This window comes from Paenibacillus donghaensis, from assembly GCF_002192415.1.
Classification (GTDB): Bacteria; Bacillota; Bacilli; order Paenibacillales; family Paenibacillaceae; genus Paenibacillus_AQ; species Paenibacillus_AQ donghaensis.
In genome coordinates this window covers 4,844,279-4,860,447 of record NZ_CP021780.1, presented here as the reverse complement: position 1 = coordinate 4,860,447, position 16,169 = coordinate 4,844,279, and the positions used below count along the sequence as shown (strand labels likewise).

The window sequence follows — 16,169 nt, the reverse complement described above, 5'->3', positions numbered from 1 at the left end:
AATTCATAAAAGGACTTGACTCCTTTTTTGAAAGCGGTTATATTTATCTCGTAAAGACAATACGTTATATAACGTTATGTGAAGGAGAGAATCAAATGAATGTACATCAGGTTATTGAAGCTATTCATGGAAAAGTGACTAAGGGGATTTCAGAAGTGTATTTTGTAGCTTGCGGTGGTTCGCTGGTCGATATGTATCCCTCCAAGTATTTTCTTGAAAGCGAAGCGAAGAAGCTGGTAGCGGGTCTATATACGGCGAATGAGTTTGTTCATGCCTTGCCTAAACGTCTGGGTAAGCAATCGGTAGTAATCGTTTGTTCTCACGGCGGAAATACTCCGGAATCGGTGGCTGCTGCTAAATCGGCCAAAGAAAAGGGAGCCCACACCATTGGCTTAACTCATAATCAGGAAGCCGCGTTGCTGAATGATTCCGATTATTCCTTCCTGTATGAATGGGGTGATGACAGTGACGTCAAAAATAATCCGATGGCGATCATTCTGGAGCTCGCTGTTGAATTATTGCATGTGGTCGAAGGTTATGCGCATGTTGACGCTTTTCAAAAAGGATTGCAAACCATTAACGGTATTATTAACCAAGGCAAAAAGCAGGTTGCTCCACGTGCCCGTGTATTTGCCGAGAAGTACCGCAACGAAGAATTATACTATATCCTGACGAGCGGAGCTTCCTATGGTCATGCTTATGGATTTGCGATCTGCTCTCTGATGGAAATGCAGTGGCTTCATGCTGCGTCTATCCACTCCGGCGAATTCTTCCATGGTCCCTTCGAAGTGACAGATAAAGAAACTCCTTTTATCTTAATGATTAATGAAGGCCGCACCCGTGAGCTGGATGAACGAGCACAGACCTTCCTGAACCAATATGCTGAAAAAGTCGAAGTCATTGATGCTAAAGAGCTTGGTATTGGTGTTATTGCCGACGAAGTCGTGGAATTCTTTAATCCGGTACTGTTCTACAGCATTATCTGCGTCTACCGCGAGGCTCTGGCAGAAGTAAGAAATCATCCGCTGGAAACCCGCCGTTATATGGGGAAAGTAGCCTACTGAACGGGAGTGTAAACCATGAGAGTATTAGGGATTGGCGATAATGTGGTCGACAAGTATGTTCATCTGCGTATGATGTATCCCGGTGGCAATGCACTCAATTTCAGTGTCTTCGCCAAAGAAGAGGGTGCGGACGCGGCCTTTCTCGGAGTTTTCGGTGATGATGATGAGGCACGGCTTGTGGAGAACACCTTGCAGAAGCTTGAGATAGATATCTCACGCTGCAGACATCACAGCGGTGAGAATGGATGTGCACGTGTAACTCTGGAGAATGGGGAAAGGGTATTTCTGGGCAGCAACGAAGGTGGGGTTACCCGACTTCATCCCATAGAGCTGAGTGAGGCGGATAAGGAATACATCCGTGGGTTCGATATCATCCACACAGGTCTTTACAGTCATACCGGGCATCTGCTTTCTGAGCTGAATGCGCTTCAGATTCCTCTTTCTTTTGATTTCTCCGATGACTTTGAGGAAGAGCAAGTAGAACGTTATATCGGTAATGCCGATTTTGCCTTCTTTTCCTGCAGCCATATGACGGACGAGGAGACTCAGAATTATATTCAATCCAAACACAGAAGGACTGGTCAGGTATTAATTGCAACACGCGGCGGAGAGCGATCTATAGTCTACGATGGAACAGCTTTTTATTATCAAACGCCTGAGTTCATCCATGCTGTGGATACGATGGGGGCAGGGGACTCCTATATTACGGCCTTTTTACTGAGCATGATTCAGGACGGAGATATTCAAGCCGCTATGAAGGAAGGTTCCAGATTAGCTGCCAAGAGCTGTTTAATGGAGGGTTCATTTGGATTCGGAGCCCGTTATTAGTAGCACACTTATCTTTGCTTGTGAAAAAGAGGTACGTTTGTTACTCTAAATAAAAGAGTAATATAACGTTACATAACAAGTGAGGGTAAATCATGTTAAATGCAGAACACGCGGTGCCTCTATACGTTCAACTGAAAAAAGCGGTTCAATCCGCAATTGCTAACGGAACCTTTAATCAAGGGGATAAAATACCTACTGAGATTGAGCTTAGCGAGACCTATAATGTCAGCCGGATTACTGTACGGAAAGCTATAGAGGAATTGGTGAGTGAGGGATATCTGACAAAACGGCAGGGGAAGGGTACTTATGTGAATAGGCCCAAGATAGGCCGGAAGATTGATCATATCATCAGTTTTACGGCTGCCTGCAAAGCTAACGGGGTTTCATCGCATAGCATAGTCACGGAAAGAAAAAAGTTGAAAGCCGATCCAGATACCGCTGAGCGGCTGCAAATACAGTCGAATGAGCCTATGCTGTATATTCAACGAAAAAGATATGCTGGCGAACAACCGCTAATGCTGGAAAATAACTATTATCCGTTTGATAAATTCGCTTTTTTAATGGAAGCAAATCTTGAAGGATCGATCTATGAACTGCTGCGGAACCATTATAATATTGATCCCAACCAGCCGGGAGAGACGATATTGCAAATTGCCTTGGCTGACGAGCATCAGGCCAAATTGCTGGAGATTCCGATTGGACAACCCCTATTCTTCATGAATACAATTATTTATGACCAGTATAGCAAGCCGGTTCATGTCGGTAAGCAGTACATTATCGGTGACCGTTATCAATTTACTTTGTGATCCATTAGATTTCGGATAGGAATCTAAGGAGAAGCTACTGTTTCTTCCGGTAAAGGAGAAGCAGTAGCTGTTAAACATAACGTTATAAGTCGTATTGTGAATCAAAAAGTGAGGTGGTGGAATCATGAGAGCAGTTGAACATGGTTTTGCAGAAAGGTTATTAATGTCTAGCGCCGTGTTTACGGGATTAGAGGACGATGCTTCACCTGGGTTCATAGCTCTGCAAGGTGAACGTATCGCCGCAATCGGCAATCCAGCAGAAGCAGCAGCCTGGATCGGACCGGAGACGCTTGTCCATAATCTGGGGGATGCGTTCATTATGTCTGGTGTGCATGATAATCATGTATTTTTTACCGGTTATATGTCCTTGCACCGTGGAGTGGATCTGACGAATGCCGTTTCGATCGAGGATGCCTTGCAATTGCTTATACAAGAAGCGGAACGGCTGCCTTCGGATCAAAATGTATACGCTTACGGTTGGAGCCGAAGTCTATGGGGGAAGAATCCGGATCAAAGTTTATTGGATAAAGCTTTTCCTGAGCGGGCTGTTATTGCCATGAATCTGACGAAGAATTATTGTTGGATGAACCAAATGGCCCAGGATAAATATCATTTCACACCTGATCATTGCAGTGCTGAGGAACGTGCCGAATTGCTTCATGAGATGATGCAGGATCGGGAATTAGTTGAAAAAGAGTTTCGAAACTTCGCCCGGATGCTTGCCAAACAAGGCGTAACCTCCATAAAAGATATAGGCTTTGACCAACACAATGGTTTATTGCCGATTCTTGAAGAACTGGAAGCCGCAGGGGAAATGCAGATGCGGGTTCATTTCGCTCTGGAACCCGTGCTGCAACCGATTGATATTCCCACCGGTATCCAATACAAAGAACGCTATCAAGGCGAGCATCTGCGCTTTCAAGGATTCAAGCTGATGGTAGACGGCGTTGTGGCTGATCATACAGGGGATATGTTAGAGCCTTACGCTGATATGGCAGGAGTAACAACTGTGCGGCCCGTTGACTATGACGCGATTGAAGCTGCAGTGTTTGAAGCGGGCAGCCACGGAATCAAGTGCTGTCTTACGGCTGAAGGAGATGCAGCGATTCGCAGGGCGGTTGATATCATCGAGAATTGCCAGCAAAAAAACGGGAATCATTCGATAAGACATTCCATTAGTGATTTGGAATATCCTCATCCCGATGATTTAATACGCATGGGGAAAAACGGGATTTTCGCCGAGGTATATGCTCAGATCCTGCTGCTAAATCCCTCCTATGAGGAGGCTTATATGGCGGATGTGGCCGGAAAAGCTAATGAAGGCAGGTTCTATGACTACAAGTCCATGCTGAATGCGAATATCCCCATTACCATAGGTACTGATTTACCTTTATTTATAACTAGTGTTCCTGATTCGTTATACGCGGCCTCCATTCGATTGTTTCCTGATGGGTCACCGCCGGGAGGCTGGTATCCTGAACAGGGTATGCCAGCCTTTGAAGTATTAAAGGCGTGGACGCTTAATGGTGCCAGACATTGCGGTATGGAAGAGAGCACCGGAACTTTAGAAGCGGGGAAATATGCCGATATTGCTGTATTTGACCGTAATCTTCTGCAAACAGCAGCAACTGATATTAGAGATGCACAGGTGATATTGACGATTGCTGCCGGGCAAATTACCTACAGCGTTTCCAGGAAGGAGGGATAGAATGCAAACCGGTAAACTAAAAATGAAATGGTCCCTGCCTCATAGCTACACATTAATTTTCTTGATTATAATAGCTATTGCCGGTTTGACTTGGGTTGTGCCGAGCGGTGAATTTGACCGGCAGGAGGTGATTGTAGATGGTTCTGTGAAGACAGCCATTATCCCGGGAACCTATCATTCTGTACCGAAAGTCAGTGAACAAGGAGATTTGAGGCAAGGATTATCTCAAATCGCCAGTGCACCTATGGAAGGTATTATAAATGCTGCTGATGTGGTTGCCTTCGTACTTATTGTAGGCGGAGCCTTTGGCATTATTCTACAGACTGGAGCAATTGACCGGGCGCTGATGGCATTGGCCGGACGGCTCAAGCACAAAGGGATCTTGCTGATCCCCATTGCCATGGTCATTTTCAGCCTTGGAGGCTCTACGTTTGGAATGAGTGAAGAGATCATTCCTCTTTACGCCATTTTTATTCCTTTGATGTTTGCATTGGGTTTTGACTCCATTACGGCGATACTCATCCTTTTCCTGGGAACCCAGATCGGTTATGTCGGATCAACCGTTAATCCGTTTTCTGTATTAATTGCGCAAGGTGTGGCGGGAGTGCAAGGAAATCCGCAGTTATGGCTGAGATTCATTGAATGGATTGTTTTTACGGCGATATCCATTGGTTTTACTATGTGGTACGCGCAGCGAGTGAAGAAGAATCCTGAGAAATCAGCTGTATTTCAGAATGACATTTTAAACCGTCAGCGCTTCATTAAAGAGAGTTCTGGTGTAGAGGTAAACTTCACCAATCGGGATAAACTCATCATTGGCGGCTTTATCGTTACATTGGGGATTATTGTGTGGGGAATATTGGCCAAGGGCTGGTATATGACCGAGATTGGCGCACTTTTCTTCGCACTTGGTATTTTTTCGGGCATTGTCACCAAGATGAACCAGAAGGAAATAGCAGAGAACTTTGTAAAAGGTTGTGGAGAATTCATCTACGCTGCTGTAATTATCGGTTTGGCCCGGGGAATTCTTGTCGTTGCTGAGAACGGGATGATCATCGATACGATCTTAAATGCGCTGGCAACCCTGCTTGAAGGTCTGCCGAATTATTTATTCACTACCATCATGCTGATTGTTCATAATATTATTACGTTCCTGGTTCCTTCATCCTCAGGCGAAGCAGCCTTAACGATGCCCGTGCTTGCCCCATTAGGTGATCTTGTAGGTGTCAATCGCGAAGCGGTAGTAACCGCTTATCAATTTGGCAATGGATTGACTAATCTGATTTCTCCAACAGGTGGAGTTCTATTGGCAGGTCTGGCAATTGCCCGTATCAATTTTGGACAATGGTTGAAGGTTATCCTTAAGCTGTTTCCAATTTTGTGGGTGGTGGCTGCAATCTTTGCTGCCATCTCCGCAGCTGTGGGAATGTAATACACAGCAATACTGAATCTGTTAAGCTCACCAAATAAGGGTATTCCCGCTGCCGCAGGCATTGGGGATACCCTTATTTTTCAAGCGTATTCGGAAGGGCAAATTCGAGTAATACCTATTTAGTATGTCCCTTTATTAAAGGGAGGATTTTCTATAAGGTTAACTTCTGATATGATATGAAAGGAATATAAATCCAGTGTATTTACAATTTTATTATGGAGAGCAAAATGGAATTTCCGTAAAGGGTTTAGATTATAGAATTGAGAGGCGAGCATATTGACTGAGAAAAAATGGTTATCTATATTCATATTGTTTATATTCATATTGTCGGGCTGTGAAAGAAATAGCACAGATATAGTAAATGATACAAAAGTAGCAGATGATGAAGAGTATAACTTAATGATTACTAATAACAGTCCGTTATATTTAAGAAGTGTAGTTGTTACTATTGAAGAAGAAGATGACGTTCAGATTAATTCTTTGATCGATAGTAATATTAGTTTTGGGAAGGTTGCGAAGTTCCCGATAAAAAATGGAAAGCGTTTGTTTAAGATTACACTCAATCCGAAAGATAATTACTCGGTAAGTAAAGAATTTAGCGAAGTATTTAATGAAGGAGAAATTGTTGAGTATCAAATACTAATAGAACAAAACGAAGTATCTATTCAAAGGATAAAAGACAATGAGTAGTACCTGTCCACTTGCGTACGACATCGCCCATCTTGTAGATCTTTACACTAATATCACAACAAGCTAAGTACCAATCACTATCTCCCTGCGAATCCAGCTCCTGAGGTTCAGCATCAGGGATTCCATACTTGTTGATGTCAAAGATCCCTGCTTGCCCACTATCCACTCCCACAACAAAATGACACTTCACCCATTCTAAATATTCCGCTTGTTCAGCGCAACACTCTAAATCCTGGCTGAATCCTAAGCAGTAACGAAATATGAGAATAAGCCTCTCTTCCGCTATAGGAAGAGAGGCTTATTTGATGAGGTATATGTTACTACGTAAGCTGCGTCAACATCTCGATGACGATCTGTCCGCCAAGCGAAACGCCGCAAACAGCTTTCCTTGGCAGCAATCATCTATATAAGCAAGCAGCTGGTTGGCGGAGTATAGAACTTCTGTGCACAATATGCTGTGCCTGAAGAGATGTCAGCTCAGAATGACTATCATTTCCGCTCGACTTAGGAAATTAATTGAATGGCATTGTCCGTGAAACCACGGTTAGAATAAGTAAGAAAGTTGTGGTGATCCAATGATACACAAGAGGCACAAGGAAATTATTTATCATCTATTAAGTGCGGATCAATCACTGACAGGTGAGCAATTAGCCAGAAAGTTGAGCGTAAGTACCCGAACTATTCGTTCAGATATAAAAACGCTTAACGAGATCCTTGCTCCCTATGAGGTGGAGATCAGATCATCGAGGCAACATGGATATGACATAGGAAAAGAGGTGAGAAATTCCGATTTTCTGGAGCGGATCATACAACAGGAGGATTTGTTCAGCGCGGTTCCCAATACCCCTGAAGAACGAATGTCATTTATTCTTTTCAAGCTGACCTCTTCATTGGATTATATCAGCATGGAGAGTCTGGCGGATGAAGTTTATGTTTCCAAGACTACGATTAGTTATGATATCAAAAAAATCATTGAATTCCTGAAACCGTTCCCCAACTTAGAGCTTGGGATTTCGCCTGTCAGCGGACTGTATCTCTACGGAACTGAAAGCGCTAAAAGAATTGTTCTGGGGCATATGCTGAGCCGGGAGAAATTGTCGGAAGTAGGCTCTGTGCTCCTGAAGTTAAGCAACTTGCTCGTGACCGATAATATCAAACGGGATTTATTTCGCATTTACGATATGATCGTAGTTGCTTTAAACGAAGCCGGTTATTCGATGACTGACAATGATCTCAATCTTCTAACTGTGGATTTCTTGCTTAGCTGTAAGCGAATCCAATTAGGATTCAATGCTGAGTTCAATGGTAAATCCCCGGATATTTCCAGCATCGTAAGCAAGTTTGTAACTGAACTCGAGAGAATCTTCAACATTCGCATTGGAGTCGAAGACAGGATCTACCTGCAGCAAAGCTTCAAAGCCAAGCGGGTAATGAAGATGAATAATGAGGATTTCGTTCTTGATGAAGAAACCAGGCAGGTGACAACCTGTCTGCTGGATGAAATCCGCCAGAAGTATGGCTATGATTTCTCGGCAAACCAGACGTTTATTTCTAATCTTAGCCTTCACTTGAATTCCATGATCCATCGCTTTCGCAGGGGACAATATGATGATAATCCATTAAAGGAAGAAGTGAAGAAGAACTACTCCCTTGCCTTTGAGATTGCTACATTGATCATACCGATTCTTAAGGAGAAGCTTGACGTTCTGATTAACGAGTCCGAACTGACTTTTATTGCCTTGCATATTGCGGTAGCCCTGGAAGAAAAGCTGGAGAAGCAGCGGGTTGCCATCCTGTGCGGGTCGGGTCTCAGTACAGCGCAGCTAGTTAAGCGGAGACTCTTGTCTCACTTCGGTGACCAGATGAATATAGTCGGTCATTTTCCGTTGTATCAGCTGCCCCAAGTTATGAATAAGGAATTCGGAGCCGTTCATTTGATCATAACAACGTTGCCGATCCAGGGGAATTATGATATTCCAATTATTCAAGTGAATCCGCTGGTTACGCGTGAGGATTTGGATAAAATCGCCCAGTATATAGATATGAGTTATTATCCGCTGGTTATGGAAGAGAAGGGACAGGAAGGTTTGCGGTTTCTGGATGATCAACTGTTTGAACGCTTCAACGGAGAAGATTATTTTGAAAGTATAGCAAATCTGTGCAGAAGATTGCAGGTTGGCGGATACATTGAGAATGAGAAGAAATTCTATGATTCGGTGTTAGAGCGGGAAGGGCTGTTTTCTACCATAATGGATAGTGGTGTAGCTATACCTCATCCCATGGAAGCGGCCTCAAGGACCTCGATTGTAGCCGTAGGAACCTTTAAAAACCCAATCAGACACCAAGGCAGAAAAATAAAGCTGGTTTTGTTGTTTGCAGTAAACACGAAAGAAAGAGAAATGCTGGCTGCGATGTATGGAAAAATTGAAGCCTTGCTTGATTCGCCTGCCGGCATTGCTGCAGCAGCTAGTGCTGAGAAATTTTCCGATTTCTTGAAAGTGCTGAAGAACGTATAAATTGGCTGTCCGCGGGTATCCCCGAATATACAAAGAGATGTGGAGGAGCAGAAAGTGGAGAATAATACTGCGAAAATAGATATGGAACAAGTGGCTATGGAATTGATCAGCAAATCGGGTGAAGCCAGAAGCTTGGCTTTTCAGGCGCTGCAAGAGGCAAAAGCAGGCAGAACGGATGAAGCTGCCTTACTCATGAAAGAATCCCTAATTTGTTCCAAACAGGCTCATAAAGCTCAGTCAAAGTTGTTGTTCAGTGAGTCGGAAGGGAATAAAACCGAAATTACTGTATTGCTTATCCATGCCCAGGATCATCTGATGAACAGTCTGCTAGCACAAGAGCTGATCAAGGAAATCATTGAATTGCATGAGAGTAAGGCAGATAAGAGCAACTAAATAAGCGATTGCAGGAGGAATAAATGATGAATATTTTATTGGTATGTGCAGGCGGAGTTTCCACGGGGATATTGATGAAAAAAATGATGAAATATGCGGATTCCAAGGACATTCAAATCAAGGTTGAGGCGCATGCCGTTCAGGACTTTGATGACAATATTGACCGCTTTGATCTGGTGCTGTTAGGACCACAAATTTCTTATAAATTGAATGAGCTGAAAGACAGAACCGCTAAACCTGTAGCTGTTATTGAGAGTATGGATTACGCTATGGGGAATGCAGAAAACGTGATTAAATTAGCAGCTAAAATTCAGGGATAGGCGGGATTTACACGATGTTGAAGCGATTTGTAGAAATCATGCAAAACAAGCTTGCCCCTTTTGGGGCAAGAGTGGCCAACCAACGCCACTTACAGGCGATATCAGGCGGACTTGCGGCTATGGTGCCGCTCACTCTGATTGGAGCCATTTTCAATATTATTTCAACGCCTCCGGTAACAGCTGAAATCGCATCGAACGCCTGGATTTTCTCAGGGTTACTTAATGGATGGATCGATCTCGCTACAAACTATGGGGCTATATTAAAAGTTCCTTATAATATGACTATGAATTTATTTGGTTTACTAGTCTCGTTTACAATCGCTTACAAATTGGCGGCTTCCTATAAAATGAGCGCCTTGTCCAATGGTATTATCTCACTTTGTATATTCTTTATGGTTGCTGCCCCTATCACTTCAGGAGTACTGTCATCTACTTTGGCAGCCGGGGGAGATGCGGCAATTAGCGTAATTGCTGCAGCTAATTTGGGGACCGTAGGCATTTTTGGGGCTATGATTATCGCTATTATAACCGTTGAAGTCACCCGTTTCTGTGACCGGAAGGGGCTGAAGCTGACACTGCCAGATTCTGTTCCGCCGAGTGTCGCACAAGCCTTTTCATCGATTATTCCATTATTCTTGAACATTATTCTAGTCTTCGGATTTAATGTGTTCCTTATGGAAGTTACTGGATTCAATCTGATTGACGGAATTACAAAGGTGCTGTCACCAGGACTGGAAGGCGTGAATTCTCCTTGGGGAATGGCTCTTCTGATTAGTTTCGGGATGTTCTTATGGTTCTTCGGCATCCATGGAATGGCTCTCGTATATCCGCTGATTATGCCGCTCAGTATTCAGTTGATTACACAAAATGCAGAGCTTGTTGCTGCCGGACAAGAACCGATATTCCATGCTGTCCACACGTTCAGCTATGCCTTAATCGGGGGTTCAGGAAGTTTGATCGGCTTGGTTATTCTAATGATCAGAAGCAAATCCCAACAACTTAAGGTGGTAGGCAAAGCCGGAGTTGTTCCCGCTCTATTCGGAATTAATGAACCTATTATTTTTGGAGCACCCGTTATGCTTAACCCGGTCATGTTGATTCCATTGATTTTTTCACCTGTATTTTGTGCCACACTGGGCTATATTGCCGGGAGTTTGGGTTGGATTGAAGGTTCTTATATCTATCTCAAAGCCTATCTTCCTATTGGTGTAGGTGCTGCTATTCAATCCATGAGCATCAAGAACCTTATCTTCTCCTGGGTGCTTGTTCCGGTATCCATCATAATCTGGTACCCATTCTTTAAAACATATGAGAAACAACTCGTCGAATCGGAACAAAAAAATACGGCGTCTGTAAATGCCTGATAGACAGATTAGGAGGGAACAATCGTGGGATTTCCAGAACATTTTCTATGGGGCGGAGCTACAGCTGCCAATCAGATTGAAGGAGCCTATCTTACGGACGGGAAGGGCTTGAGTACAGCGGATGTTGTTACTTCCGGCAGCCGAAGTGTGCCGCGTGAGTTGACATACACTGTTCAAGAAGGTAAACAATATCCGAGTCATGAAGCAATAGATTTCTATCATCGATATAAGGAGGATATCGCTTTATTTGCCGAAATGGGATTTAAATGCTTCCGTCTATCTATTAACTGGGCCAGAATTTATCCTCGCGGTGATGAAGAAATTCCTAATGAAGCAGGGCTGGCATTCTATGAACATGTGTTTGATGAATGTCTGAAATATGGAATTGAGCCTGTGGTTACGATCTCGCATTATGAGACACCGCTGCATTTAGCATTGGAATACGGTGGATGGAGCAACCGCAAGCTCATTGAATTCTATGAACGGTATTGCGCAACGTTGTTTAAACGTTATCATAACAAAGTAAAGTATTGGATGACGTTTAACGAAATTAATGTAATCTGCTTTCATCCTTGGTATGCGGGCGGGATTGGAGACTTGCGGGCAAAGGACGGGCAGGAGGAGTATCAGGCGGCCCATCATCAGTTCATTGCTTCGGCAAAAGTAGTTCAATTGGCGCGATCCATAAATCCGCAAATGCAGATCGGCATGATGATTGCCTATAGTCCGGTCTATGCAGAGACTTGTAATCCCGTAGAGGTTCAAATGGCAGCGGAAGCGATGCAGCGGAGGCACTTCTATCTGGATGTCCAGTGCCGTGGCCAATACCCGTCATTCAAGCTGAAAGAATTTGAGCGCAAGGGCATATCTATTCGGATGGAACCGGGCGATGAACAGATTCTAAAAGACGGGACTGTTGATTTCATCGGGTTCAGTTATTATGCTTCCACCGTTGTAACTACCCGTCAAAATGCAGAGGCAAGCGGTGGAAACATGATACGGGGTGGAGTCAAAAATCCATACCTTAAAGCCAGTGAATGGGGATGGCAAATGGACCCTGTGGGTCTGCGCCTCATTCTGAACAGCTTGTACGACCGCTATCAGCTGCCTTTGTTTGTAGTGGAGAACGGACTTGGGGCAACGGATACTATTGAAGCTGATGGAAGCATTCAGGATGATTACAGGATCGAATATATCAAGGAACATATTGGGGAAATGAAGAAGGCAATCGAAATTGATGGGGTAGAGGTTATAGGCTATACCTCCTGGGGCTGTATAGATCTTGTTTCGGTAGGAACCGGGGAGATGGAGAAGCGCTACGGCTTCATTCATGTGGACAAGGACAACAATGGAAACGGCACCCTCACAAGAACACGCAAAAAAAGCTTTGAATGGTATAAACAAGTAATATCGAGTAATGGAGAAGTATTGTGATACCCAAATAAAATTCAAAAAAAGCATTAGACTGATTCATAGTCTAATGCTTTTTTTATATCTTTCCGAAGGTTCATTATTAAGATTGCCTGTAGTTCCTTTCATTGCATACTTTTTCGGAGTCGTCAGACTAAACTCCTTGAACTCCTTAATGAAGTGATTCTGATCAAAATAACCAAGCTCAGAGATTTGCTCCAGGGTTTCTTTGTAATGCTTACTCTCCAAAGATTTCAGCACATACTGGAAGCGGATAATGCGGCTAAACAGCTTCGGGGAAGCCCCAATATACCTTTCAAAGACTTTGATTAAATAACGGCTGGAATAGCCTGTATCCTGTGATAAATCGTTAACATGCAGCTTGCCGTGGGTGCAGATAATTTGATCAGTCAAATATTCAATGAGCCGGGGAATCTCCAGCTTGTTCCTTATATATCTTCCATAAAATTCTTCAAATGCTTGAACGCGTTCATGAAAAGTATTCTTCTCCACCACCCGTTCCAGCAATTCAGCCGCATGGGGGAGAACATCCTGCACCGGAATTTCCAGCTCGCTAAATTCACCTGTGGGATATTGAAAGAAATGCTCCGCATATCCCGGCAGAAAACGAATAACCATGTATTCGCACTCCGAACGGACAAAAAAGCCTTGTCTGCCCTTGTACAAAGTACCGCATATATTGGCGGACGGGTGATCCCGGTGGCAGCAAATTACCAGACTCATGCAGCCTTCCGGGATGACGAACATTTGATTGACATGCGAGTCATCCATGTAAAATCTGTAAATCTGAATGCCTCCGCCGTATGGAACAGTCAGGGAAGACTTGTATTCGGTATAGGAATGCAGCATCTTTTCGAAAGCGGGCTGGAAGGGCTTGTAGAGTATGGATGGTCTTGTATGCACATTCACGATGAATCCCCCTTTTTATAAAACGCATTTAACCAATATGAATTATGAGTATTGGAAGAGATAATCACATTAAAACGAGTCCTGACGTTGAAGTCAAGCGTAGAAAGTGTGAACGAAGGTTCCGTTTTTTACTATAAGTATAGTTATAATCAACCTATAATCATATAAACCGATGAGATTAGTGCGATATCGGGAGATGAGAAGCATCTGACGTATTTACTTAATGAAAGCACATCTTATTAGGAAAGGCATGGAGAATTCGGATGAATATCTATATCGGGAATGATTGCCACGGCAGGAATTGGGAGGAAGTAGCGGAGCTGCTTAAACATTTCGGCTTGTCCAACGCCTCTGCAGATGACCATCGGCAAGCGTTTGAGAACAGCTATGCCGTAAGCTTCGTTTATGACGGCAATGAAATGATCGGAATCGGGCGTGCGATTTCTGACGGCATATTTCAGGCAGCTATATATAATATCGCGGTGACGCCACGGTATCATGGCTTGGGTATTGGACGGATAATCATTGAGGATTTACTGGGATTTGTCAGGCACTGCAACGTAATTCTATTCACGCACCCGGATAAGCTGGAATTCTATAAGCATTTGGGTTTCCGCAAGATGAGAACGGGTTTGGCTCTCTATGCGAATGAGGCCAAGGTAGAGGAAATGGGTTTTATCGAGTAGTACAAGGAGGTTATTCCAGATGAACAATAAAGTCCAGGCATCACCGGCAGAAATTGCAACGAATGGATCATTTGTAAGGCAGACCAACCGTTTCTCCGCTTCATTTGGGGGTGGTCCGGACGGGTTTCCGGTGGAACAGGGGCGTTATCGGCTGATTTGGTCTGCTGCCTGCCCCTGGGCACACCGCGCGGTCATAGTGCGGCGCTTGCTGGGACTCGAAGAAACCATCAGTCTCGGCACAGTGAACCCGATCCGGCCCGATCTTCCGCATCCGGACTGGGCCTTTACGCTGGATGAAGGCGAAAAGGACCCGGTTCTGGGTATCCGTTATTTGAGTGAAGCCTATCTGGCAGCCGAGCCTGATTATCTTGGGCGCCCTACGGTACCGGCAATCGTAGAAATCGCGACAGGTAAGGTAGTACATAACGATTATTTTAAGCTGACCAATCATTTGGAGACTGCATGGGCTCCGCTGCATAAGCAGGACGCACCGGATCTGTATCCCCTGCATTTGCGAGCCGAGATCGATGAGCTGAACGAGCGAATCTTTCTTGATGTGAATAATGGTGTATACAAGGCTGGTTTTGCCCGCTCGCAGGAAGCCTATGAGCAAGCCTATACAGCTTTGTTCGAACGATTGGATGAATTGGAAGAACGTCTTTCTGCGCGCCGTTATTTGTTCGGAGATCAGCTGACCGATTCGGATGTCCGGCTGTATACCACGCTGGTTCGCTTCGATATCGCTTATTTCACCGTGTTCCGCACGAACCGGCAGCGGATTGCCGATTATCGCCATCTATGGGCCTATGCCAGAGATCTATACCAGACTCCGGGCTTTGGAGATACGACTGATTTTGAAGCCATCAAGAAGCATTACCATCTATCCGTGCTGTTAAGTACTGAAGGCTCCAACCCTTATCGGATATTGCCCAAAGGACCGGATTTGAGCCAGTGGAACAATCCTCACGACAGAAACAGATTCAGCCATTTAAAAGAGGAGGCGGTAGCCATGACTTCTAAAGCTAATATACGTGTAAGACCTAAGGAAACCGAGCAAGAGATTGATGAGAAGGGCTACTTCGTGCGTCAAAAAAATCACTTTACAGTTCCCTTCGGTGACGGAGAAGGCAAGCTGCCGGTTGAAGCAGGCCGGTATCGTCTGATCTGGGCGAAGGGTTGCCATTGGTCCAACCGCGCCTCTATCGTACGGGAATTGCTGGGGCTGGAGGATGCGATCAGTATTAATCTGGTGGGGCGCGGCAAGCATGAGCAGAACCTTGGCTGGGAATTTGTCTACAATGAGAATCAGACAGATCCGGTGCTGGGCGTGCAATTTCTCAGTGAATTATACGCCAATGGCGATCCGGATTATAAGGGAAGACCCACGGTGCCTGCTGTAGTTGACGTCACAACCGGGAAAGTTGTAAATAACGATTACGTCTGGTTGACTAATTATCTGGAGCATGAATTCGCTCCGTTTCATCAAGCAGGCGCCCCTGATTTGTATCCGTCAGAGCTTAGAACGGAGATAGACAGATACAATGACTTCTTGTTTGACAACGTCAACAACGGCGTATATAAGGCCATGTTCGCCCAGTCGATCGAAGCCTACAACGATGCTTTTGACCATTTGTATAGGGCGCTGGATTCCATAGAGGAGCGGCTTGCGGACAGCCGGTTTTTGTTCGGCGATTATGTTACAGACTCCGATGTCCGTTTATTTGTCACACTGGCCCGTTTTGATACGTATTATTTCAAAAATATGGGTCCTCTGCGTAACCGCATTGTTGATTTCAATAACATCTGGGGGTATGCGCGAGACTTATACGAAATCCCTGCCTTCAAGAATAATACCTATCTGCGGGATCTGGCCAAATCGAACGGCGACACATCGACCATTTTCATTGACTATAATACCCGTTTCTGGGCGCAGATTGATTACGAGGGTCTTTGGTCGGCGCCGCATAACAGACAAGAGAAAAGCGCTGATCCAGAGCATAAATTTCAGACTAGACAATAGGG

The 16,169-nt window shown here is 44.5% G+C and carries 14 protein-coding genes and 1 pseudogene; 14 read left to right on the top strand and 1 reads right to left on the bottom strand.

The genetic code is table 11. The features are described from left to right. Window positions 1-95: 95 nt before the first annotated feature. The 12 genes and pseudogenes from B9T62_RS22310 to B9T62_RS22260 all read left to right on the top strand — a co-directional run bounded on the left by B9T62_RS22310 (window position 96) and on the right by B9T62_RS22260 (window position 12,555). Window positions 96-1,064, top strand: coding sequence for an SIS domain-containing protein (locus B9T62_RS22310; protein ID WP_087917311.1), 969 nt, complete (start codon window positions 96-98; stop codon window positions 1,062-1,064). Window positions 1,065-1,079: 15 nt separating this feature from the next. Next, window positions 1,080-1,892, top strand: a complete 813-nt coding sequence (locus B9T62_RS22305; RefSeq protein ID WP_087917310.1) for a fructoselysine 6-kinase — start codon at window positions 1,080-1,082, stop codon at window positions 1,890-1,892. Between the two features lie 92 nt (window positions 1,893-1,984). Beyond that, window positions 1,985-2,698, top strand: a complete 714-nt coding sequence (locus B9T62_RS22300) for a GntR family transcriptional regulator (protein ID WP_087917309.1) — start codon at window positions 1,985-1,987, stop codon at window positions 2,696-2,698. Window positions 2,699-2,822: 124 nt separating this feature from the next. Beyond that, on the top strand, window positions 2,823-4,406 hold the full coding sequence (locus B9T62_RS22295; protein WP_087917308.1) for an amidohydrolase: 1,584 nt from the start codon (window positions 2,823-2,825) through the stop codon (window positions 4,404-4,406). A 1-nt stretch (window position 4,407) separates the two neighbouring features. Next, window positions 4,408-5,838, top strand: a complete 1,431-nt coding sequence (locus B9T62_RS22290; protein WP_087917307.1) for a YfcC family protein — start codon at window positions 4,408-4,410, stop codon at window positions 5,836-5,838. Window positions 5,839-6,114: 276 nt separating this feature from the next. Next, complete coding sequence (locus B9T62_RS22285; protein ID WP_087917306.1) at window positions 6,115-6,528, top strand: hypothetical protein; 414 nt, start codon at window positions 6,115-6,117, stop codon at window positions 6,526-6,528. 575 nt (window positions 6,529-7,103) lie between these two features. Then, a pseudogene (locus tag B9T62_RS41855) lies at window positions 7,104-7,289 on the top strand (helix-turn-helix domain-containing protein); the annotation flags it as partial. Window positions 7,290-7,304: 15 nt separating this feature from the next. After that, window positions 7,305-9,044: a BglG family transcription antiterminator gene (locus tag B9T62_RS22280; RefSeq protein WP_245863983.1), complete on the top strand. Its 1,740-nt coding sequence runs from the start codon at window positions 7,305-7,307 to the stop codon at window positions 9,042-9,044. A 54-nt stretch (window positions 9,045-9,098) separates the two neighbouring features. After that, window positions 9,099-9,437: a PTS lactose/cellobiose transporter subunit IIA gene (locus B9T62_RS22275; RefSeq protein ID WP_245863980.1), complete on the top strand. Its 339-nt coding sequence runs from the start codon at window positions 9,099-9,101 to the stop codon at window positions 9,435-9,437. 23 nt (window positions 9,438-9,460) lie between these two features. Then, the gene (locus B9T62_RS22270) at window positions 9,461-9,757 is read left to right on the top strand and encodes a PTS sugar transporter subunit IIB (RefSeq protein WP_211296341.1); all 297 of its coding nucleotides are present in this window, start codon (window positions 9,461-9,463) and stop codon (window positions 9,755-9,757) included. A 14-nt stretch (window positions 9,758-9,771) separates the two neighbouring features. Continuing rightward, window positions 9,772-11,121, top strand: a complete 1,350-nt coding sequence (locus B9T62_RS22265) for a PTS sugar transporter subunit IIC (RefSeq protein WP_087917303.1) — start codon at window positions 9,772-9,774, stop codon at window positions 11,119-11,121. A gap of 24 nt (window positions 11,122-11,145) precedes the next feature. Continuing rightward, window positions 11,146-12,555: a 6-phospho-beta-glucosidase gene (locus B9T62_RS22260; RefSeq protein ID WP_087917302.1), complete on the top strand. Its 1,410-nt coding sequence runs from the start codon at window positions 11,146-11,148 to the stop codon at window positions 12,553-12,555. 36 nt (window positions 12,556-12,591) lie between these two features. On the opposite strand, the gene B9T62_RS22255 is transcribed toward B9T62_RS22260, so the two are convergent. Continuing rightward, the gene (locus tag B9T62_RS22255; protein WP_087917301.1) at window positions 12,592-13,461 is read right to left on the bottom strand and encodes a helix-turn-helix transcriptional regulator; all 870 of its coding nucleotides are present in this window, start codon (window positions 13,459-13,461) and stop codon (window positions 12,592-12,594) included. 263 nt (window positions 13,462-13,724) lie between these two features. Between B9T62_RS22255 and B9T62_RS22250 the strand changes: the two genes are divergently transcribed. After that, window positions 13,725-14,147, top strand: a complete 423-nt coding sequence (locus tag B9T62_RS22250; protein ID WP_087917300.1) for a GNAT family N-acetyltransferase — start codon at window positions 13,725-13,727, stop codon at window positions 14,145-14,147. A gap of 19 nt (window positions 14,148-14,166) precedes the next feature. Then, window positions 14,167-16,167 (top strand): glutathione S-transferase C-terminal domain-containing protein, encoded by a 2,001-nt coding sequence (locus B9T62_RS41505; RefSeq protein WP_342746088.1) that lies wholly within the window; start codon window positions 14,167-14,169, stop codon window positions 16,165-16,167. Window positions 16,168-16,169 lie beyond the last annotated feature (2 nt).